Genomic DNA, 18,835 nt, shown 5'->3' on the forward strand with positions numbered 1-18,835 from the left:
CGCATCCCAGGTGGCAATAATCTTAAGTTCCTGACGGCTTTATCAGGTTGCTGATGCAATCCACGTCCCGGGTCAGCAGCCCTTTACTGGCCATTCCTGGAGTTCTGGCCAGCATTTTTTCTCTGGCCATAGGTCTGGTGGCTCTCTTGACCTCCCTTGCCTCCTTTGGCCGCCAGGCAGAGTATGGATATCTCATCTCCCCCGGAGCAGGCGGAATTCTGTTCATTCATCTCGCTATTGCAGGAATGGTGGGAATGGCCATCTATCTGGAGCAGGAGAAGGGGGCAAGATGTCTCCAGATCTCAATAGCTCTGGGCGGTCTACCATCCCTTATCATCTTTGCATACTTTCGGGAGTGGCTAGGCGGCATCTTCTTGATTGCTATCGCTGCTGCGGTCTATTATTCGTCCCAAAGAATGAGCAGCGCACCCTTGCTCCTCTTTTCCGGCCTGGTCGGCTTTCTGGTCGCCCAGCTGGCCATAACCACCCTCCCTTATGGCTGGAAGGCCTGGGCCATCCCCGGGGTGCTCTTCGTCCTTGCCGGACTGATCGTTCTGCTGAATGGCTATCTGGCTCTCCTTCCCACTGGCCGGGGCCGGGGAGCAAGGTTTGGCAGCCGGCTTCTCTATGCCCTCTTTTTTTCCCTGGTCGCATTCGGGGCCATCGCTCTGCTCATGCAGGTTCCTCATGATGCTGGTGGGAGAATTTCAAATGCTTGTGGCTGCAACGGCTCGAATCTCTCTGCGTCCGGCACCGCTGTATCCCTGGATCCAGGATCCTCCCAAGACCTTCGAGAGGAGATCATCGCGCCGGAGGATGTGCGGACATTTCCTCAGGAGGAGAGCATACTCTTTCAAGCTAAAGCCTGCGAGAATGAGCCATGTCAGTATCTCTGGTGGTCTGACCGGGACGGCATCCTGGACAGCAATCAGTCCTTTTCCCGCAGGGGCATGACAGCTGGATGGCATTCCGTCACTCTCACCGTCACCGACGGATCCGGCTGCGCCAGCCGGGATTCCATAGAGTTGGGAGTGGCCCCACCATCGGCCTGCAGCGATGTGTCTCCTCTGCCCAGATACTATCCGGTGGACACCCCCTGCCGGGATATCTGGCCCAATGGAACTGAATCCTGCCAGGAGATCGAGGTCTGCCATCCCGACCTGGACTACATCGTGCTGGACGCTGTGCGCTGCTGTAACGGTACCGCCTCCAGCCCGGCCTGCGCCTGGGCGCGCGCCCATGCCGATGGCGACAATAAGAGATGCAGGGGGCTTTACATCATTCGCGCCTTCGGGCCGGACGCGGTTTATATGCAGGGTTATGCACTTTTCAAGGCCTGCTGCTCCGGCTATCCGGAATGCACCCGCACCTCCTGGCCGAGCCTCGCCGGGACAGTATCCTTCCGGGAGGGGTTCAACCAGAATGTAGCTAACCTCTCCTGTCGGCAGGAGGAGTGGGGAGTTTCCGCCTGGCGCTCAGACACGAATATGAGCGAGAACAGTGCTGTGCTGGGGCTCTTTCCCGCCCATGCCACAGTCAATATCCTGCAGACTGGAGTGTGCGTGGATTATGCCGCCGCTCTGACCACTGCCCTGCGCAAAGCGGGCTACAACAAGAGCGAGGCCATGGTTGCCGCCAGCCTGGGATATGATCTGCCCTTGCTGGGAGACCATCCCGGCCATGCCTATAACCTGGTGAAGCTTCCCGGAGAGGAGGGATATCATATCGTGGACACCACCGGCAACGGGGAGGGCATAAATCCGGAGGGATTGCCGCATTACTTCTGGTTTGTGGGGAACTTCATGAACCAGCCTGTCCGGATCCGGGTCTTTGACTGGTGGGTGGGCTACTGCAGCAAGATCTCGCCCTATGGATTCAATGATCTGGGCAGCGTGAAGGCGCCCGCGAGCGCGGAGATCTGCGGATGTCCGGGCTGATCGGCTGATGATTGGACAAATCAGAGGCGTATCTGGGGCAGATCCCCCGCGCCACGATGGCTGAGGGCCCATTTCTGGCCAGCTCCTCCTGGAGGATCTGTTCCGCCTCCTGGACCGTTGCAGGAAGATCGAAGCCTCGCGTGGGCAGCAATCCCTCTAAAAGGGCAGTGAGATCCGGCACCTCCTGGCCTCCGGTCATGGCCGCCACATCGTTCTTTAAGACGACCGCCAATAGATCCCGCTTCTGCCAGAGGGCATTGATCAGGCCCTGCAGCCCGGAATGGGCCAGGGCGTAATCACCCACCAGGGCGATCCCCTTGGTACTGAAGCCAGAGGCCACTCCAATCGAGGAGCCCAGGCCGTATACCACATCCACCGACTGATAGGGAAGCCTGCTGGCGCGAATGGAGCAGCCGGCATCGCCTGCCACAGGCACATGCAGATCCCGCAGGGCATAAAAGAGGGAGGCGAAGGGGCAGTCCTCGCAGACTCCCCCTCTCCCCCCGGCCACGGTCTCGTACTCATTTACCGGTCCACCTGGCATGTCCGCATCATCCTTTAGAGCCTCCACTGCCTGAATGAGATCTTCTCGTTTCAGCTCTCCCGAGGGCAGGTGGCGGGTTAGCTTTCCTTTCACCTTTTCCAATCCGCCTAGCATGGATTCGATGAATGGCTCGGGCTCCTCAGCCACCAGGATGGTCTGGTGATCATCCAGAAACTGGCGAATGAGCCCCCAGGGCAGTGGGTTGACATAGGTCAAATAAAGACCGGAAACCTCCAGCCCTTCCGCCAGAACAGCAGGCCGTCCGCTTGCGATGATCCCCACACCGCCCGCGCATTTTTTCATCCGGTTCAGAGAAGAGGAAAAAGCAGCTCCCGCCGCTCGGGCCATGGTTTTTTCATGATGCCTCTGATTCAAGCCCCGCATGGTAAGATCCATGTCCAGCCTTCTAAATCGCTGCCCCGTCCCGAAAGTGGGCCGGGAGGAGATCTGGGGACACTCTTCTGCCAGGAGAGGGGCTGTCACCCGGACGATGACCGGCACTCTGAGCCCTTCTGAAAGGGAATAGGCCTCCAGGATCGAGGCGTACAGATTCTCGGGATCTCGCGGATCGAGCAGGGGGAGCTTTGCCAGCGGCCCGTAAAACCGGCTGTCCATCTCCACCTGGGAGCCACGGGGACCGAGGTCGTCCCCAGCGATCAACACCAGTCCTGAGCCGATGTTATGGGTGGCGGATATCACCAGGGGGTCGGCCAGGGCGTTCATCCCCACCTGCTTGACCACCACCATAGACCGCAATCCAGTGGCTGAAGCCCCCAGGGCGATCTCAAGAGCCACCTTCTCATTAATGGAGATCTCCGCATTCAGGCCAGCAGCCAGGTCGGTTATGGGGTAGCCTGGCACATAGGTTCGAGATGCAGCTCCTGCATCATCTGCTGCTTGCATGACGGCCTTGAGGCCGTTTAGGCCCTTCAGATCGTCCAGCCCCTTCATGCCGTTCCGGGGATTATGGACTCGTCCGGCCGGGCATTGAAGGGCAGAGCAGCAATAGCACCGATCAGGCCCTGACCTTTCATGATGATCTGCACTCCCGCCTCCTGTGCGACCTTGACCGCATCCTCATAACTCACCCTCTCCTTTTTGCATCTCAGACCGAAAGCCAGCAGCTCTGAGGGATCGAAATCCCTGAACACTGCCATCCCCGTCTGCTCGGATACGGTGTATTTCTGCAACAATGCCCGGAAATCACCCAGCATGCCCTCTCCTCTTCCCGGCAAGCAGGCGAACTCCACCACCGTGGAGACGCAGTTCTGGGTCTTGGTGGGCACGGGAAATAGCTGCACCAGGGAGTGGGAGATATAGCGGGCCTCAGGCCGGTCGACCTTCTGGGCGATGTTATGAATCAAAGACCAGGTGGCTCCCACGGTCTTGGAGTCGGTGTCATCAACCCCGATGATCATCCTCTCCCTTCTGGGCAGGACTATGGCCCCCCGGGCTACCCTACCCCCGCCGCATTCAGTAGCATCGTATCTCAGCACATCCTCAGCCCGGGCACGGGATAGGGTGGCCCCCACACCGCCGCCGCCCAAACCGGCGTAAGTGACCTCCACCTCTGAGCCGGACACTTTAACCGATTCGATACCTGCGGACCGCTTGGATGAGACAAGGTCCAGGTCAACGTTTCCGGGGTTGAGCATATAGCGGAACCACTCGCCCTGGTTGCATGAGCTTATGACCAGGGGACCGCGGGAGTAATGATATCTGGCCCAGGCCGATCCGCCATAGCATGAGGACCTCTCCAAAAGCTCCACCCTTTTAGCATCATCATCGACTACGGCATGGATCTGCTTGTAGACCACCACATAAGGATCTTCTAATTCTAGTTGCACGCCTTGAACCTCGAAAGCTGTATTGATGATCTCCTCTCATAAATCCTCTGATGCACAATGAAGTTGAAGCATTTGCTCTTTTGGTTTTTAGATTGTCACAAAAGGTTTTGACCAGTTAACATCCGTTTTTGCACATTCTTACTGAGCGCCCGCGAGTCTAGCCTGCTGGCCCTCCCACGGTTGGCGCCCTCAACGCCGGGCAGGCTCGGATACCTAGGCAGCTTAAGATTGAGCAGGATTGATGCACTTGCTCCTCAGGATAATCCTGATGTCGGCGGTCAGTTTTTGCATCTTTATGTCTTGATGCGTCTCGAATTCGCTCAAGGATAAAGGGCATAGCAGCATAGATTGTCCCCCGCGGACGCGAGGTTAGAGGGGCCCGCACTGCCTGGAGTGCGCTAAGAGCACAACCGCGGGAGCCCCGAAGGGCCGACTCGCGGGGCTTCAGAAAAAAGGCGCTTGATAAATGCTTAATAGCAGATGAGATCAGCGGTAACATAGCTTATACCCGTGGATATGCCGCATGACTATGGCCTCCAGTGCGCCAAAACGATTGCTAAATTCCAGCGGGCTGACTGGTGTGGCACCTTAAAAAAAGAAGAATGATATTCTCTCGGCCAATAAATATGGCGATATCATCCATTGAGGCCACCATCGCCCCACGTCTTTTATGGCCTCTATTGTCTCCCGCAATGCATCATCCCCGCCCAGCCTGGCTATGAGTGGAGCAGAAAACGACAGGTCCGAGAGCAGATTATACGATTCTATCGGTCTTAAAATTGATGGGATGTACAAGATGTCTATGTCTTCTGGCTATATCTGGCAGAAAAGGTATTTATTAAAAGACTCGCATGGGTTAGCTCATGTGTGAGGGCATAGATCCTAGGAAATACTCCCGGGGCAAAGTTTTCATCGCCGATGAAGGTGCAGAAGAACCGGAGGAGAATATCAGAGAAGCCTTCACCAAGCTCTCCGCATCCACAATAGCCAAGCTCATTGAGGATGAACCTGATACCTATTCAATCGAAGATGTAAAAATAAGATACAAATGAAGGGCGATATTGTTTTCGTGCGGTTCCCATACACTGATATGACTAATGCCAAGCCCAGGCCAGCTCTGGTGCTTCATGAAGAGAAGGATGAGGTAGTTTTGGCCTACATATCTTCCAGAGTTCCAATCGTACCCACGAAAACAGATGTTTTGGTCTTGAGAAGTGACTCCTTTTTTGAAGCAACTGGACTAAAGCGCGATTCCGTTATAAAGCTGAGTGTGCTTGCAACTTTGAAGAAATGGTTCATTGAGGGGCTTTTTGGAGAGGCTGATGGCACACTAAGGCATGAGATCAATACAAAGCTGGCTTTATGTTACAGGCTCTAATTCATAAGACGTCTTTTGCATTTATTGATTTCAGACAACAACTTGTCACGCTTAATCATCAACTAGCATCTTTCATATACTCTCTCAGCACCACAGTGGCATAGCTCCCTTTGGGCAGGATGAATTCCAGCTGGGCTGAATCCCCTTCCACCCTGATCTTCGGATCGACCGGGCAGAGAGCTGTTCTTCTCGTGCCCCGCGAGCCCAGGTCTGGATTCTCCACAACTTTGAAGCCCTCCGGCAAAATGTCCTCTTCCTGCAGGACCTGTCTTTCGATCTCTCCCTGTCTGCCCTCTGCCAGACGGCTCTCAAATCCGATCAGGGGCAGGGTGACAAATGCCCGGCCTCTATTCACCAGCCTGGCTATCGCCTCCAGGTTATCCTCAGTCACCTCCTGGGTTTTGTCCATATCTGGCATGCCCCCTTTGGAAAAGCAGACCACATCCCCAACAAGAGCCTCATCCAGGGGCATCGACTTTGCCAGTCGGAGGCTGAGTATGCGGTTGAAGAGGTATGACTGATAGGCATGCACAAAGAGCCGCTTCAAATTGACGGAAAGAACATCAAAGGAATGGGCATAGTCACCAGGATGCTCGGCCAGATAGTTGAGCATGGCCAGCTCATGGTGCAAGTAGCCAGGAAAATCATTGCGGGCGGCCTGAATATCCCCGCTCTCCCACAGCCTTTCTCTCGCCTCTCTCGTCCTCTCCTGCTCTCCAGCATAGGGCAGGGCGAGGAATATGCGGGCAGCCTCTTCGGCCTTTCCCCTGGCCAGGGCTTCACCCACCAGATGGGTTATCGGCCTTATGTCCCCAAACCTCTGCACACCGAAGTAGTTGGCAACCCCCTTGTGCCTCTTGATCTCCTCGCTGACGGAGGCGAGGCTACGGGCCGGATCGGGGCAGGAGAGCTCTCGAATGGTGATGGAGAAGCGGTTGCCCAAAAGGTCGCCCAGACCTACTGCCCTGTTCGTCCTGCCCAGCACATTTATCTTGATGTCGGGGAGGCGGATCCTATCGAGCTCCGATTCATCCAGATTCATGATGCTGATCCTCTGCCTGGTTATTGCCCTCTTGTCCTTTGTCCCTGCCCAGCCGAACCTCTTCTGGCTGATACGCAAATGCCTGGACATCTCCCGGATGAGGTGATGGGTATCCCAGTCAGTCTTCTCTACTTCTATGACCAGGTACCTTCCCCCTTCATAGCCGAGGTCCTCGAAGACCTCCACCACCAAAAAGTCCTCGGGATTTCTTCTGATTATACCTCCACAGCCAGGACTGTCGGTGATGTAGTAGTCCATGCCCAGAAATCTGTCTTGCTCGCTTGCCAGTTTCATCGTCCCTCAGACCAGCCTGAGCTTGCCAGTAACCTTATCCATCAATTTTCCGTGGGCCGGACCCAGGCCCAGGGCGGTTATGGTGCCGGGAGGGATCTCAGTCAGGCCAGCATCAGCTACAATGGCCGAGGGTATTCCCGCCCTCTCTGCATCCTCACGCAGGCGGAAGAGGTCAGAGACGCCCGAAACCCGCAAGACCACCTTCTTCTGGCCCTCTGCTTTCCATTCGGAGACAACTGACCGGTCCATCTTCTCCGCCCTCTCCACTGCCATCACTGCTGCATGAGCCACCTGCACCGCCAGCTTTCCCGCCGATAGCTTTAGATCCTCTCTGATAACAATGCACTGCTTGAATTCCATGAAAACCGCCTCGTTACTGATAAAAAAAGTTCTTGAAAAATAAAAAGAGGCGAAATGCTATGCCTCTTTAGTGACCACTCTTACGCATGAGGGGCTTTTCACTATATTGCCCATCTTGGCGCCGATCAGATACTCCAGGCCCTTATCGACAGCGATATCCAGGACGCGTTGGGTTACTACGCCATCGAATATCACACCGCTGACATCTCCATTGGAGTCCTTCAGCTCTCTGGCCAGGTCCCTCACTGCCACCTCCCGGAGGACGTTATGATTCTTGTCCATGAGTCTCGCGCAAAGTGTCCCGTCCAGCTCATCCATATGCTGCCGGAACCATTCCCGTTCCGGCTCGGGCTTGGGAGCAGGCTCCTGCGGGGCGGCGACCACTATCTCCTCCACCACGGGAGCCGATTTGGGCACTACCTCCCTGGGGACGATTCTGCGGGGGGGTATGGCCTCTGCCCTCTCCGCGGCATTTCTCACGCATAGCGGCCTCTCCCGGATTAGGCTCTTCCTCTTGGTGGTGATCTCCCTTCTCTTCCGGGGCTGGTTCTTTATCTTGTACTGATCGAGCACCTGCTCCACCGGGATCTTCTGGCGCAGAGCGCGGACGATCTCCTTCTGGGTCATATCCTCGACGCTCTTCCCGTCCGGTGCCCTGGCCACATAATCGATATCTGCTACCTGGAGTAGCTCTTTTACTATCAGCTCGCCGCCCCGGTCGCCATCGGTAAAGGCGGTCACCACCTTCTTAGCGCAGAGGTCGGCAATGGTGGGAGGAACATTGGTTCCGCCCACAGCTACGGCGTTCTTGATGCCGTACTTGAGCAGATTGAGCACATCCGCCCTGCCCTCAACCACTAAAATTGCGTCCGAGTCGAGGACATTGGGTCCGGCGGGGAGGTTGTCCTTGCCCAAATGGATTATCTCCTCCACCCGGACGGACTGCTTTATCTCCTCTGTGATCTCCTCCGTCTCCAGGATGTTCTCATCGAACATCTCCACCAGGATCCGCTTGGCCCTCTCTATTACGTATCTCCTCTTGGAGGCGCGAACGTCCTCGATGCGATTGATGGCGATTCTGGCAATGCAAGGCCCAACCCGGTCAATGGTCTCCAGAGCGGCAGCAAGTATGGCAGTCTCGACCTTATCGAAGCTTGAGGGAATTGAAATGGTGCCGCTCGACTTTCCCCCGCTGGATGTGATTTGCACATCGATTCTGCCCAACCTTCCTGTCTTTTGAAGGTCTCGCAGGTCAAGGTCGCTTCCGAGGAGACCTTCCGTCTGACCAAAGATGGCGCCGACCACATCTGGCCGCTCCACTATCCCCTCTGCAGTTATATCCGCATAAATGACATATTTAGTGGTATCAACATTCTGCATGATTATATGACCCCTTTTAATTTTTAATAGTTAAATAAAAGTCACACCAACATCTTACAGCCAAAGCTACCAATAACCAAAGGGGGCCATTTTTCGCGACCAAATGTCGCCGTTCCGGCCATGCCTAATCTCAGGCAGGCAATGAGCATTGAATGATGGTGAATGTGAATTTATCCAACTACTTCAGCGTCCAATTGTCATCATCATGGAACATCTGATAGAAATGCCCACACATGAGCATTTTCTTCCTCGCTTTGCTGGCATTTCATCGCCTCAAGTTTACTGGAGGCTTAATTATTATGAGATTTGAAGCTCAAATGTGTACTTCTACCAAGTAAAATTGCACGAATCTAGTTTAAGAACTTTGTGGTAGAGAGGAAGTGAAGAGGAGAGGGGCAGATCGACTCAAGATATATAAAAGCTCCTACAATACTATAAATCCGTCCGCTGTTCGTACTACCTCCACCTCTTCTCCAGGCTCCACCTCCAGGCCTCGGGGACGAGACGCGAGGGCAGAGCGGAATGTCTCCGGGTCCATGATCTCCAGGACATCATCATCTTTGGAGATGACTACTGCCTTCATGGCATCTGCCCTGTTCCCCAGCACACGTACCTCGCCAGAGACCTCCTCGGACATGCAGGACCGGTGACCTTCGTTCAGGGAGGTCGACAGAGTGTTCTTGCCATCAAATCCCGTGACCATGCAGAGCGAGCCGCGGTGGGATACGATATCTCCTCTTCTAAGTCGGGGAAACCTGACCAGCAATGTGGAGCGGTAAACATCGCGATTCTCCTTCTTCCCCACCAGCTTGCATGTTTCCAGCAGCTTGCCGCCGAACCGCTCCTGCACTGCCCTGGCCATGCGCCTGCCCAGTTGGGTCGATCCCAAAATTATGTCCAGTCCGCCCTTGACCTCTTTCATATCCTGGATGAAGGATAGCTGATCGCCTCCCCGATAGCCTGCATCGGCCATATCCTGAGCCATCCTCCGGCACTCCTCCATCTCCCGGGAGGAAATGGGTCTGCTGCCATTTCCTCGCAGCTGCACTGTGGACTGGAAGTACTTCCCTGCCATGCGGCTGCAGCGCTCGCAGGCCACCAGCTTGATCCTCACGGGGACCTCGCCGGTCTCCTCCACCATCTGCTCCATGAAGCTTCCCCGGATCCTCATCCCGGCAATATAACGAGTGGCTCCCACCTTTCGGAGGTCAACCTCGATATTCGGATGAATGAACTCATGGTGAAGCCAAACAGAATCAGCAGCTGCTCCCGCGGCCAGATCCTCTATGGAGCGGCTGTCTGGGAACTGCCACTTTCCCTTTATCTGCTGGGAGCCACATACAGAGCAGATCACAACCTCCACCACATCCGGGAACTGGATAAGCCTTATAGAATTCATGCGACACTGCGGACAGAGCCCGTCTTCTGCAGGCTGGCCGCATTTGGGACATAGGGTCTGCATCACATTCTCACCATTTGGGCATAGAGGACTCCATCGATGGAGAGGACGTTATCTTCATCCACCCAGCCCAAAAGAATGGCATGCTTTACCACTTTGCATCCAACGAGATTGGCCATGGTCGCCCCCCGGAGGGCGTCCTCAACCTCGGACAAGCTGGCCTTTTCATCTCCATAAAAATCGGAACAAACCTCGATATGCAAATTACCTTCTCTAAACTCACGTCCAAGTATATCGCAATCACAGACGGCAATCAGAGTCTCTGCTCCATGCCTGTAGGTCTTGAGGCATATCTGGGCAGTCTCTTCCTCATCTCTCTCATCCACCGCTTTCCTGCGGAACTGTATATTGCTATCTTCCATTTCCATCTCTTCAACCTCAGGGCAGCTTCAGCATCCCTGGCCTGGGCTCGAAGACGTCTCCATCTCTTCTCATCCGGTCGATGATCTCCTCCGCTTTAGACCTTTCTATGCCCAGCTCCTCTGCTCTATTCAGAACGTCCTCTCTTGGCGCAGGGCCCTGGTTCTCCCGGCTGACCTCTTTTATGATGTCCATCACCGATTTTGTTCTATCCCGGGTGCTCTTGGTGGTGCCCGAGGCGATGATATCCGCATCCAAAAAGCCCGTCTCCGGATCTACCCCCACCTTACGAAGACAGGCCTCAAGGATTTTGACCACACGCTGGGCATCAACTCCAGTCACCTCACGGCTCAGCCGCAGCCTGGCGCTTGCCTCGCCCAATCTTATGAGCGCCTCCAGCTGCCGGGCGGTGACCGGAACGGGCTTGTTCGAGTCCTGCCCCTGGGTCCTGAGGCCGACATAATAGTTCAGGAAAAACTCCTTTGCCTCCTCGGTAAGGGTGGGAAAAACGTTCTTGCGAGCGTAGGCCACATATTTTCTCAGCATCTCGGGATCGATCGCCGGCTCGATCACAGTGAGGGCATTATCGATGTCCTCCTGGGATATCTCCGGGTTCCAGGGCTTTTGGGTAGAGAGCTCTCCGGCGTAATTGCTCTTCAGGATATGCTCGGCGATAGCAGAATCCCTCTTGGTGTCCGGGTCATCGGTGAGAACAAAGATCAGATCGAAACGGGACATGAGAGCTGGGGTGAGGTTGATCTGAGGGGCTATGGGCTCGTATTTATCGAACCTCCCCAGCTTCGGATTGGCCGCGGCTAAAAGCGAGCAGCGGGACTTCAGGGTGGCCATCACCCCGGCTTTGGCGACGCTTATCGTCTGCTGCTCCATGGCCTCATGCAGGGCGCTCTTGTCCTCGTTGTTCATCTTGTCCATCTCATCGATAGCGGCGATCCCCTTATCTGCCAGGACCAGGGCCCCGGCCTCTATGGTCCAGCGACCGTCACCCAGCTCGTCCTTGACCGCAGTGGCAGTAAGGCCGGCAGAGGTAGAGCTCTTTCCCGAGGTGTAAATCCCCCGGGGGGAGAGCTTTACCATATACCTCAAGAGCTGCGATTTTGCGATGCCCGGATCGCCCACCAGCAGGATGTGAATGTCTCCTCTGATGCGCGCTCCGTCCGGGAGATGCTTCTCGAACCCCGATACCAGCTGCAGGCCCAGAGCCTCTTTGACATCATCATAGCCGTATATGGAGGGGGCAATGGAGTCCTTGATCTTCTCATAGATCTCGGGATCGCGAGACATCTCCATGATCGCCTCCTCGTCCTCAGCAGAGATATCTATCTCCTCGAACTCCTGGTCTTTCATCTCCACCGATACCCCCTTATGGAATAGATCGAAGTAGGTGCTCTTTCCCTGCTGGGGATTGGTCCTCTGATAGGACTTCAAAACACCATTCACAATCACCCTATCGCCAGGAAAGATCCGGCCTGCGAGGTCGTCCTCCAATTCGACATCCAGGGTTTGGGGCTGCTGGCCGCCGCGCAGGTCCTCGGGCGACTCCTGCACTCTGATCTTCTGGGCATCGACGAACTTGGACTGAGCGAGCAAGAGCTTGAAGGGGCCGCCCCGATCACAGGCCTGGTTCATGCACTTCAGGTTCTGGTCCTCGAATTTGTTTCCTGTCTGCTCTTTAAAGAAGGTAAAGCCGCATCTTTGGCACTGGAATGCGGCGGATACTATCTTCGGCCTGACCTCGGTGGCCGTCCTCACCAGCCCGTCTATGGCCAGGAGCTTGCCTATATGGTCAGAGCGAAGCTCGCGGGTCTTGAAATTCCTTGGAAGCTCGACTATTCGCACATGGGCTCGATCCAAATAGACGTCCATGGGCAGATCCAGCTCCAGGATGGCGGTCCGGGCAGCCTCTATGGTCTCATCCGGATTCTCCATAAGCTCCTCTGCGAAATCCGGATCGAACTTTTCCAGGTCTGAGAACTGGATTTTGAGGCTGCGCTCGTCCGGATAGGAGTCAGCTAGCTTTAAGATATCATCCCAATATCGGGACCGGAGGAACTCCTCCCATTTGGCAACAGGATCTGCGGGCATTCTGAGACGAGTTACGCTGGCCAGGTATCTAAAGCATTTGGGGGAATACTGGAGAGAGCAGCTTACTTCGGCCCGGCTCTAACCTTCAGCTGGCCCCCTCCCCTGGCCACTATAATCACCTTCTCTCCCTTCTCCACCGTCCCTTCCGCCTCTGCCAGCCAGTATTCTCCCTGAAAGAGAACATAGCCCTTGGGATCCAGCCGGTCTATGGCCACTGCCTCCTCTCCCTCGAAGACATCGATCACCATAGGAGCAAAACGGGCTTGAGCCACCTTGTAAATGGCAAAGGCCATGAACAATCCCAATATGAGCGAGGGCAGGATCAGGGCCAGGGCCATTGACCGCTGGTAGCTTCCTGGGACGTACCATTCCGGAAAGCTGGTCGGCACAAACAATATGCTGCCCGCTATCACACAGACAAGCCCCGCCACCGCCAGGATGCCGAAGGTATGACTGTGCAGCTCCGCCAGGATCAGTCCCAATCCCAGGAGAATGAGAAATATGGCGCCGATGTTCACATTGAATCCGAGACCGATAAGCCCCATGGCCAGAGCGATCAGGCCGAAGACCTCCGCTCCCATTCCTGGGCTGGAGATGCCGAAGATGAGGGAATAAAGGCCGATCAGCATTAAAAGCCCGGCAATAGTGGGATCGGAGAGCATCTTTAGGAATTGCAGATTCAGCGGTGGCTCGAAGGCCTCGAGCTTCGCATCCTTGGTGATCAGTGTGGCGTCTTTGATACTGGTGCCATTGATCTGGGCCAGGAGCTCCTCTGGGGTGGGGGCGATGTGCTCGACCACCCGGTATTTCATTGCCTCATCGGCATTGAGGTTCAGGTTGGAGAGGACAAACTCCCTGGCAGCGGTGGTGTTCCGGCCATGCTTTCGCGCCTTCTCCTCTATCATCGCCACTATGGCATTGGTGGTCTTGCTATCATTTACCGGCACGGTGCTTCCGGTAGGCGAGAACTGTACCGGCTGAGCCGAACCGATGATGGTATGGGGAGCCATCGCCGCTATATCGGAGCCGATCAGGATGATCGTGCCTGCAGACCAGGCTGCAGCTCCCTCCGGATGGACATAGCCGATGACCGGAATATCCGACTCATCTATGAGCCTCAGGATCTCAGTGGTCTCGGCCAGACCTCCACCCGGCGTGTCCAGGAGAAGCATCAAAGCCCGGGCATCCTCTGCCTCTGCCCTCTCCAGGGCGGCTAAGACGATATCGTCGCTCGCAGGGGTTATGGTCCCCTTCATATCCACCGTCAGGACGGTGCCTGCTGCCTGTGCCTGGCCGAGGACGAGGGCTAAGAGCAAAACAATTTCCAGTATCCTGGATAGCATGACCCGCACCCTGCTATTCATACAATACTCATCCATTTGATCCTGATCGGTGAGGCAGGCCCGAGACTCTTCGGGTCGGCCTGCCTTTCTTGGCCATTCATCTCCTTAATCTGATTGAATCCAGAGAGGAATCCTTCGTGGCCGCTCTTCTCTCCTCATCCGCCCGGTCTGCATCCCTTTCCGATAGCTCGCGGTTCAGGGCGGCGGTCAGGCCGGCTACCGATCCCGTTCCGGCGTCAGTGCTGGGAGTGACGACGATTAGCGTCTTCTCCCGGGCGATATCCACCAGGGTCTGCAGCTCCCTGAGCTTAAGGGCAGCGGGCACCTCTTCATAGAGCCGGGCAGCATCGGTCATGGTCTTGGACGCCTGGAACTCGCCGTCTGCCAGGATGATGCGTGACCTCTTCTCCCTCTCGGACTCCGCCTGCTTGGCTATAGCTCTCCTCATCGATTCAGGCAGAGATACATCCCTTAAGGTGACTGCGGTAACCTTAATCCCCCAGGGATCGGTATGCTTGTCCAAGATCTCTTGCAGCTTCTTGTTCAGTTCGTCACGCTTGCTGAGCAGGTCATCCAATTCGATCTGGCCCAAGACATCGCGCAATGTGGTCTGAGAGAGGAGGGATGTAGCCACCCGGTAGTTCTCCACCTGAATGACCGCCTTTGCCGGATCGACCACCCGGTAGTAGATGACTGCATCCACCTCCACGCTCACATTATCCCTGGTTATGACCACCTGCTTGGCAACGTCGATGGTGAAAACCCTCAGGTCGAGGAGTATGACCCGGTCAATGATGGGGATGATGAAGAATATGCCCGGCCCCTTCACTCCGCTGAAACGGCCTAAACGGAATATGACCACCCTCTCATATTCGCGGACGATCTTGATCGCCTGAGACAGTATCACCAATACGATAAACAGAGGTATAAGAGTATTGAATAGATCCAAGTGAACACCTTGGATGTTATTCGTCTTCAAGGCTTAAATAGATGCCCGGCACGATTGCCCGTAAACGAGCGAGGAATTATCGGCTCCTTCCGAATTATGTGGTTTAGTTCCGGCAGAGAATATGGCCTTTTGTTCCTCTGTGTCTCTGTGGTTGGGTCAGAGCATACCGGTTCACTACAGAAGGCACGGTGACATAGAGTTTTTGCGATTTAAGTTCACCCACATATAATAGCGAGGAGCCGAATTATCTTTAAAAGAGTGAAATCAGGTCCGGAATCGAGACCTGGATTCCGGAAATTATTTCTTGAACTCAGTATAGCCGCATTTGCCGCAGCTCTGTCTGTCGCCGTGGTCCGCCAGGAAGACGCCATTGCCGCATCTCGGGCAGACCGACTTCCTGGATTTGATGGTGTCTCCGCCAAGCTCGTAATATTTGGATACGCCCTTCACCTCACCGGTCTTGCCCTTCTTTGCTGCCATTTAGCTTGCCTCCGGCTTGGCTTCCTCAGGCTTGGTGAATGTGTTGCGCTCTATGATATGGGCTCGCTCCACCTGTTCTGCCCTCTCAGCCGTCTCATAGATCTTGGCATATCCCTGGGTCTCGCGCTTTCCGAACTCGGTCTTAAGGCTGTCGACATAGACTAAGCCAACCTTGGAGTTCATGGTCGCCGCCAGCCTCTCCACCACGCTCTTTCTGGATGGCGTGGACTCATCGTGAATAACCTTGAAGACTATCTCCCTGCGCTTCAGCAAGGGATTGTTCTTCTCATCAATAACCTTTATCTCCAATTTCATTCCTCCACAATCATTTTCTTCATTAATTCATCAATATACATCTTCATTTCAGGAGTTGCTTTGACCAGGACGCTTCCCTCATCGGGCTGCCCATAAATCACCACAGAGCCAGGTGGGGCATAGAGAATTGCAGGAAGGGTCGCTAGATCCTCCTCACCCTCTACCACAATCTTCACCCGCTCCTTTCCGGCAAGAGAATCCTTGATCTGGTCTATTAGTTCTTCGGTCAGAGTGGCGGGCGGATTCTTCACCTCAACCCTCTTATAGCTATTGTGCTCGAGGCTTTGAAGAATGTGATCTGGAAGCTGAGCCCTCTTGGTCTTGTTGTCCACAACTGCCAGGTCCGGGACTATTGATGACTTCAAAAGATAAAATGCGGTCATGTCACCGATCGCGGCCACCTTTTTAGCCCCCTGCAATTCATCTCTCATAGCCTCTACGCATTCGGTCCCGTTGCCCTTGCACAACTTGCCCAGAGGACTCTTGAGCAATAGCCGCAAATCTTCCGGCAGAAGAAGTGTACGCAATCTATCGCACCTTCAAAGCGTACTTGCCGGGAAGCTTGATCTCCAGCTTCTCCGCGATGATGGATTCCTTGGGATCGATGATAACCACATATCCGCTCCAGTCCTTGCTTAGCGAGGCTGAATTGCATATGGGACAGACCTGCCCCTCTACTATTCTGCGACATTCTCTGCATGCCTGTTCAGTCATTTTGCCTCTGCCTGGACGCTCGCATTCTCCTTCTCTGTCTCGTCTGCAGCATCAAGCCATTCCAGCTTCCCCAGGCCCGTCTGCCTCATGGTCAGTCCGATCTTGCTCTCTCTGGGCTCCTTCTCATTCAGGCTAACCGCTATTACTCTGGCTCGAACCCGATCTCCTTCTCCTAAGGATTTATTGGACTCTTTGCTGACCAGGCGCGCGTTCTTCTCATCATAAGATATATACTCATTGGTTATCTGGCTGACGTGCAGAAGGCCGTCGAACGGCCCCAGGGAGAGAAATGCGCCAAACTTCACAATCTCCACCACCTCGCCCTCAATGATCTCCTGCATCTCAGGCTTGAAGACGAGGGTATCGAAGTTGACCTCGTAGTAAATGGATCCGTCTCCCGCCAGGATATGGCCTTCACCTATATCATCCGCTCCGAGCACGGCCACGATGGTCCCCAGAGACTTGTCCACAACCCCCTCATATTTATCCCGCAGTGCCCTTTCCACTGCCGCTTCGAGGGGATCTCCCAGATGATCCGGCTCTATCCTGGCCACACCCTTAAGCTTCATCTTCTTGTACATCAATACTCCTTCTTCATCGCCTCTAGGTACCGACCTTGGCGCAGGTATATTACGGTGATGCCTTTACTAAATAATCTTTTCTTCAGGGCTTTGTCGTTGGTAAAGACTGCTGCCCCCTCTTTCTCTGCCAGTTCCTCAATGGCCCGGTCAGCAGGGCAGTTGTCAATGCCAACGATTGTGCATCGTTCAGCCAGGCCCAGGGCTACCCTGGCCGCGGTCTTGTCCCGCCCTTTATCTGCCCCATCCGCTAAGGAGCGCAGTTCTCCCTTCACCTGGGCCGGCACAAGCCACTCAACGTATCCCAGGCGCAATAGCTCGCCGAAGATGTCCACTCCGAACTGCTCTGCTGTCATCAAGGCGTTGGTGTCGATTATCACCTTTACGCTATCGGCATCGATTTGCTGCATATTCTATCTTCAGTCGATTATGGAGCCGACGCCAATGAGCCGCCACCTGGCGCCAATGCGCCTGCTGACAGCCACACGATCGCCTTTCTCGGCACAGACCGGCCTCTTTAGCTGAACCTGGACCACGCCCCCCTCCCGGGCGCTGGTCACCACCCCTACAGTGGTGGCAGTTCCCACGTTAAGCATCAGGGGCTCGCTGGAATGTATGGGCTCGACGCTGGACTCATCGGTCACTCCTACCACCCTCTCCAGGAGCTGCATGTTCATGGTGAATGCGTTCCTGACGGGAGGGAGCTTGCCCGGTTCACCTGCCACCTGGCCCACCAGAGCATCGCTCTTGGTCATTATGGGGTCCAGCAGGGTGCCCACGCCGATCAGGCCGCCGGGTGTGATCTCTTCCTGGCTCTGGCTTCCTGCCAGGAGGGTCACCACCTTGGTCTGAATGGGGACCCACTGTTTCCGCCCCTCATAATCCACCAGCCTGCCCGGGCAGATCTCGATCTTATCGCCTGCATGAAGCACACCCTGGTTTAGGGAGCCGCCAATGACCCCGCCTTTGAGAGCATCAGGGGAGGCTCCGGGACGGTTGACATCGAAAGATCGGGCTATCTTGAGCAGAGCAGGCTTCTCGATGTCTCTATGGGGGGTAGGTATGTACTCCTCTATGGCCTTGATGACCAGATCGACATTCAGGTTCTGCTGAGCGGAGATGGGCACAATTGGCGCCTTCTCGGCTACGGTGCCCTTTATGAAATCCTTGATCTGCTGGTAGTGCTCCATCACCTCTTCCCTGGATACCAGATCGATCTTGTTCTGTACTATCACAATTCTGTCGATGCCTGTGATGTCCAGGGCCATGAGATGCTCTTTTGTCTGCGGCTGAGGGCAGGGTTCATTGGCGGAGATGACCAGTACTGCGCCATCCATGATCGCCGCTCCGCATAGCATGGTGGCCATGAGGGTCTCATGCCCCGGAGAATCTACAAAGGAGACGGTACGTAATATCTCTGTATCAGCACCGCAGTGGGGGCACTTTTCTTCTACTGTAAAAGCATCCGGATCTGGGCAGCTGGGGCACTTTCTGAAGGTGGCATCTGCATAGCCCAGACGGATGGAGATGCCTCTCTTGACCTCCTCGCTATGCTGATCGGTCCAGCTTCCGGATAGCGCTCGGACAAGAGTGGTTTTGCCGTGATCGACATGTCCAACCATGCCGATATTAACCTCCGGTTTTTTGGAGGCAGGCGTCTTCGCCTCTGTTTTTTGATCTGATTTGTCCTCAGATTTGATATCGGATTTTGCCAAATTGAGATCTCCTTAAGGATTGTAATGATCAGGGCTT

General features: G+C 55.1%; 20 protein-coding genes. 3 read left to right on the forward strand and 17 right to left on the reverse strand.

Annotation, left to right across the window (positions count from 1 at the left end; translation table 11 throughout):
- The first annotated feature begins 53 nt into the window (after positions 1 to 53).
- A complete protein-coding gene (locus MCON_RS13400; RefSeq protein WP_048132532.1) occupies positions 54 to 1,937 on the forward strand; it encodes a hypothetical protein in 1,884 nt (627 codons plus the stop codon).
- Here MCON_RS13400 and MCON_RS13405 read toward each other — a convergent pair.
- Complete coding sequence (locus MCON_RS13405; protein ID WP_013720481.1) at positions 1,876 to 3,432, reverse strand: thiamine pyrophosphate-dependent enzyme; 1,557 nt, start codon at positions 3,430 to 3,432, stop codon at positions 1,876 to 1,878. The genes MCON_RS13400 and MCON_RS13405 overlap by 62 nt on opposite strands.
- Complete coding sequence (mmp11, locus tag MCON_RS13410) at positions 3,429 to 4,328, reverse strand: methanogenesis marker protein 11 (RefSeq protein ID WP_013720482.1); 900 nt, start codon at positions 4,326 to 4,328, stop codon at positions 3,429 to 3,431. The genes MCON_RS13405 and mmp11 overlap by 4 nt, the downstream gene beginning before the upstream one ends.
- An 863-nt stretch (positions 4,329 to 5,191) precedes the next feature.
- Between mmp11 and MCON_RS13415 the strand changes: the two genes are divergently transcribed.
- On the forward strand, positions 5,192 to 5,380 hold the full coding sequence (locus MCON_RS13415; RefSeq protein WP_013720483.1) for a hypothetical protein: 189 nt from the start codon (positions 5,192 to 5,194) through the stop codon (positions 5,378 to 5,380).
- Positions 5,377 to 5,706, forward strand: coding sequence for a type II toxin-antitoxin system PemK/MazF family toxin (locus MCON_RS13420; protein WP_013720484.1), 330 nt, complete (start codon positions 5,377 to 5,379; stop codon positions 5,704 to 5,706). Before MCON_RS13415 ends, MCON_RS13420 begins: the two co-directional genes overlap by 4 nt.
- A 58-nt stretch (positions 5,707 to 5,764) precedes the next feature.
- Here MCON_RS13420 and truD read toward each other — a convergent pair whose 3' ends face one another.
- The 15 genes from truD to MCON_RS13495 form a co-directional block, all read right to left on the reverse strand.
- On the reverse strand, positions 5,765 to 7,042 hold the full coding sequence (truD, locus tag MCON_RS13425; RefSeq protein WP_013720485.1) for a tRNA pseudouridine(13) synthase TruD: 1,278 nt from the start codon (positions 7,040 to 7,042) through the stop codon (positions 5,765 to 5,767).
- A 6-nt stretch (positions 7,043 to 7,048) separates the two neighbouring features.
- Positions 7,049 to 7,402 (reverse strand): peptidyl-tRNA hydrolase Pth2, encoded by a 354-nt coding sequence (gene pth2, locus MCON_RS13430; RefSeq protein WP_013720486.1) that lies wholly within the window; start codon positions 7,400 to 7,402, stop codon positions 7,049 to 7,051.
- Between the two features lie 57 nt (positions 7,403 to 7,459).
- Positions 7,460 to 8,782 (reverse strand): DNA primase DnaG, encoded by a 1,323-nt coding sequence (dnaG, locus tag MCON_RS13435; RefSeq protein WP_013720487.1) that lies wholly within the window; start codon positions 8,780 to 8,782, stop codon positions 7,460 to 7,462.
- A gap of 424 nt (positions 8,783 to 9,206) precedes the next feature.
- Positions 9,207 to 10,244 carry a 60S ribosomal export protein NMD3 gene (locus tag MCON_RS13440; protein WP_013720488.1) on the reverse strand — a complete coding sequence of 346 codons (1,038 nt, stop codon included), beginning with the start codon at positions 10,242 to 10,244 and terminating at the stop codon, positions 9,207 to 9,209.
- Positions 10,244 to 10,609 carry a DUF424 domain-containing protein gene (locus tag MCON_RS13445; RefSeq protein ID WP_013720489.1) on the reverse strand — a complete coding sequence of 122 codons (366 nt, stop codon included), beginning with the start codon at positions 10,607 to 10,609 and terminating at the stop codon, positions 10,244 to 10,246. The genes MCON_RS13440 and MCON_RS13445 overlap by 1 nt, the downstream gene beginning before the upstream one ends.
- A gap of 10 nt (positions 10,610 to 10,619) precedes the next feature.
- On the reverse strand, positions 10,620 to 12,704 hold the full coding sequence (locus MCON_RS13450) for a minichromosome maintenance protein MCM (protein WP_013720490.1): 2,085 nt from the start codon (positions 12,702 to 12,704) through the stop codon (positions 10,620 to 10,622).
- A 62-nt stretch (positions 12,705 to 12,766) separates the two neighbouring features.
- Positions 12,767 to 14,068 (reverse strand): NfeD family protein, encoded by a 1,302-nt coding sequence (locus MCON_RS13455; protein ID WP_232844293.1) that lies wholly within the window; start codon positions 14,066 to 14,068, stop codon positions 12,767 to 12,769.
- A gap of 76 nt (positions 14,069 to 14,144) precedes the next feature.
- Positions 14,145 to 14,996 carry a slipin family protein gene (locus MCON_RS13460; RefSeq protein WP_013720492.1) on the reverse strand — a complete coding sequence of 284 codons (852 nt, stop codon included), beginning with the start codon at positions 14,994 to 14,996 and terminating at the stop codon, positions 14,145 to 14,147.
- 297 nt (positions 14,997 to 15,293) lie between these two features.
- On the reverse strand, positions 15,294 to 15,476 hold the full coding sequence (locus MCON_RS13465) for a 30S ribosomal protein S27ae (RefSeq protein WP_013720493.1): 183 nt from the start codon (positions 15,474 to 15,476) through the stop codon (positions 15,294 to 15,296).
- Positions 15,477 to 15,785, reverse strand: a complete 309-nt coding sequence (locus MCON_RS13470) for a 30S ribosomal protein S24e (protein WP_013720494.1) — start codon at positions 15,783 to 15,785, stop codon at positions 15,477 to 15,479.
- Between the two features lie 2 nt (positions 15,786 to 15,787).
- Positions 15,788 to 16,282 (reverse strand): GTP-dependent dephospho-CoA kinase family protein, encoded by a 495-nt coding sequence (locus tag MCON_RS13475; protein WP_013720495.1) that lies wholly within the window; start codon positions 16,280 to 16,282, stop codon positions 15,788 to 15,790.
- A gap of 37 nt (positions 16,283 to 16,319) precedes the next feature.
- Positions 16,320 to 16,505 carry a transcription elongation factor subunit Spt4 gene (gene spt4 / locus MCON_RS13480; protein WP_013720496.1) on the reverse strand — a complete coding sequence of 62 codons (186 nt, stop codon included), beginning with the start codon at positions 16,503 to 16,505 and terminating at the stop codon, positions 16,320 to 16,322.
- Positions 16,502 to 17,086, reverse strand: a complete 585-nt coding sequence (locus MCON_RS13485; RefSeq protein ID WP_013720497.1) for a DNA-directed RNA polymerase — start codon at positions 17,084 to 17,086, stop codon at positions 16,502 to 16,504. Before MCON_RS13485 ends, spt4 begins: the two co-directional genes overlap by 4 nt.
- Positions 17,086 to 17,493, reverse strand: coding sequence for a type II toxin-antitoxin system VapC family toxin (locus MCON_RS13490; protein ID WP_013720498.1), 408 nt, complete (start codon positions 17,491 to 17,493; stop codon positions 17,086 to 17,088). Before MCON_RS13490 ends, MCON_RS13485 begins: the two co-directional genes overlap by 1 nt.
- Positions 17,494 to 17,502: 9 nt before the next feature.
- On the reverse strand, positions 17,503 to 18,783 hold the full coding sequence (locus MCON_RS13495; RefSeq protein ID WP_276621075.1) for a translation initiation factor IF-2 subunit gamma: 1,281 nt from the start codon (positions 18,781 to 18,783) through the stop codon (positions 17,503 to 17,505).
- Positions 18,784 to 18,835 lie beyond the last annotated feature (52 nt).

This window comes from Methanothrix soehngenii GP6 (assembly GCF_000204415.1).
GTDB classification, from domain to species: domain Archaea; phylum Halobacteriota; class Methanosarcinia; order Methanotrichales; family Methanotrichaceae; genus Methanothrix; species Methanothrix soehngenii.

Coding starts and splice junctions, on each gene's coding strand:
- MCON_RS13400 (WP_048132532.1), top strand. CDS start 54: ATGCAATCCACGTCCCGGGTCAGCAGCCCTTTACTGGCCATTCCTGGA.
- MCON_RS13405 (WP_013720481.1), bottom strand. CDS start 3,432: ATGAAGGGGCTGGACGATCTGAAGGGCCTAAACGGCCTCAAGGCCGTC.
- MCON_RS13415 (WP_013720483.1), top strand. CDS start 5,192: ATGTGTGAGGGCATAGATCCTAGGAAATACTCCCGGGGCAAAGTTTTC.
- MCON_RS13420 (WP_013720484.1), top strand. CDS start 5,377: ATGAAGGGCGATATTGTTTTCGTGCGGTTCCCATACACTGATATGACT.
- truD (WP_013720485.1), bottom strand. CDS start 7,042: ATGAAACTGGCAAGCGAGCAAGACAGATTTCTGGGCATGGACTACTAC.
- pth2 (WP_013720486.1), bottom strand. CDS start 7,402: ATGGAATTCAAGCAGTGCATTGTTATCAGAGAGGATCTAAAGCTATCG.
- dnaG (WP_013720487.1), bottom strand. CDS start 8,782: ATGCAGAATGTTGATACCACTAAATATGTCATTTATGCGGATATAACT.
- MCON_RS13440 (WP_013720488.1), bottom strand. CDS start 10,244: ATGCAGACCCTATGTCCCAAATGCGGCCAGCCTGCAGAAGACGGGCTC.
- MCON_RS13445 (WP_013720489.1), bottom strand. CDS start 10,609: ATGGAAATGGAAGATAGCAATATACAGTTCCGCAGGAAAGCGGTGGAT.
- MCON_RS13450 (WP_013720490.1), bottom strand. CDS start 12,704: ATGCCCGCAGATCCTGTTGCCAAATGGGAGGAGTTCCTCCGGTCCCGA.
- MCON_RS13455 (WP_232844293.1), bottom strand. CDS start 14,068: ATGAATAGCAGGGTGCGGGTCATGCTATCCAGGATACTGGAAATTGTT.
- MCON_RS13465 (WP_013720493.1), bottom strand. CDS start 15,476: ATGGCAGCAAAGAAGGGCAAGACCGGTGAGGTGAAGGGCGTATCCAAA.
- spt4 (WP_013720496.1), bottom strand. CDS start 16,505: ATGACTGAACAGGCATGCAGAGAATGTCGCAGAATAGTAGAGGGGCAG.
- MCON_RS13485 (WP_013720497.1), bottom strand. CDS start 17,086: ATGTACAAGAAGATGAAGCTTAAGGGTGTGGCCAGGATAGAGCCGGAT.
- MCON_RS13490 (WP_013720498.1), bottom strand. CDS start 17,493: ATGCAGCAAATCGATGCCGATAGCGTAAAGGTGATAATCGACACCAAC.